This is a genomic window from Alcanivorax sp. HI0083, from assembly GCF_001635175.1.
In genome coordinates, this window is the sequence record NZ_LWFX01000441.1 from 1 (window position 1) to 1,377 (window position 1,377).

General features: G+C 58.6%; 1 protein-coding gene. It reads left to right on the forward strand.

Annotated features, from left to right (window positions below; translation table 11 throughout):
* Positions 1 to 1,377, forward strand: a 1,377-nt coding sequence (locus A3754_RS04520) for a condensation domain-containing protein (RefSeq protein WP_063518945.1), incomplete at both ends; no start/stop codon positions are given.

Here is a 1,377-nt window from a genome sequence, read left to right on the forward strand (position 1 = left end):
TACCGCCAGCCAGGAGCCACTGGCCGGTTCGTTATCCTTATTGCCGATTCAGCAGCGCTTTATTGAGCAACGGGGCCTGTCTGCCTGTAACCAGTATCTGCGTTTTTCCATACAGAAACCGTTTGATGCGGCAGTGCTGGAACAGGCTCTGCAGCTGCTTGTCGCTCAGCACGATGCCCTGCGTTTACAGTTCGACGTGAGTGATTCCACGACGGCGCAGTGTGTGCCCGCCGCGGGTACGCCGCTGCTGCAAACCATGGACAGCAACGACAGTGCTGCGATTGAAGCACAGATGATCGCTGTGCAGCGCAGTTTGAATCCGGCACAGGGCAAGTTGCTGGGAGCGCTGTATGTTACCGGTGACACTTCCGAACGAGATAATCCGCAGCTGTTGCTCACCATCCATCATCTGGCGGTGGACGGCGTGTCCTGGCGAATCCTGCTGGAAGATTTTTTTGCCGCCTGCGAACAGATCGAGCAGAGTGGCAAGGCATCGCTGCCACGCAAGACTCATAACCTGCGTGACTGGCGCGAAGCGCTGGATCAGCAGTGGCTGCCACAGGCAGAGCTGGCGTTGCCTTACTGGCAGTCGGTTTGTGAAGCGATGCCGCCGTTATTCAATGGATTACAGTTCAATGGATTAAAGTTCAACGGATCCCAGCCCGATCCGGCGAGCCACTTCGTCCGTGAAACCGATGCGCAGACCCTGCGTCGCTGGCAGCACAGTGCAAACCGTTACGCCTCCCTGAATCTGGAAGAATTTCTGCTGATCGCCCTGTCGCAAACCCTGGCGGAGTATTGTGATCGCCGGGTGGTGCGCATTCACCGTGAAAGCCATGGCCGTAGTGGCAACGATGAATCGCTGGATTTAAGCCGGACCGTGGGCTGGTTTACCAGCCTGTATCCGCAGCGACTGGACTGTGCTGATGATCTGACGACCACGATCAAACAGCAGAAGGAACAGTTGCGCGAACCGGCGCAGGGCGGTCTGGGCTATGGGCTGCTGGTCCAGCAGGGCAAGCTGACCGGCGGCGATCATCGCCTGGATGTGTTGTTCAATTATCTTGGCCAGTTCCGTCACGATAATTTGCCCGGTGTCTCGCTGATGGACGCGGGCCTGTGGCAGGAAGCGGATGCGCCGGCGGATGCGCCGCTGGTGATCAATGCGGATCAACAGAACGGCAAGTTGCGGATTCGTGTGGATGTGGATGGGGTGAGCCTGTCTTGCGAACAGGGTGCGGTGCTGGTGGATCAATGGCTGCAGCAGTGCGAACGGTTGGCCCGGCATTGCGATTCCCGGGCGCCGGTACTGACGCCGGCCGATGTGCCTTTGGCATCACTGGATCAGGCGCAACTGGATTCTCTTGCGCAGCGTCC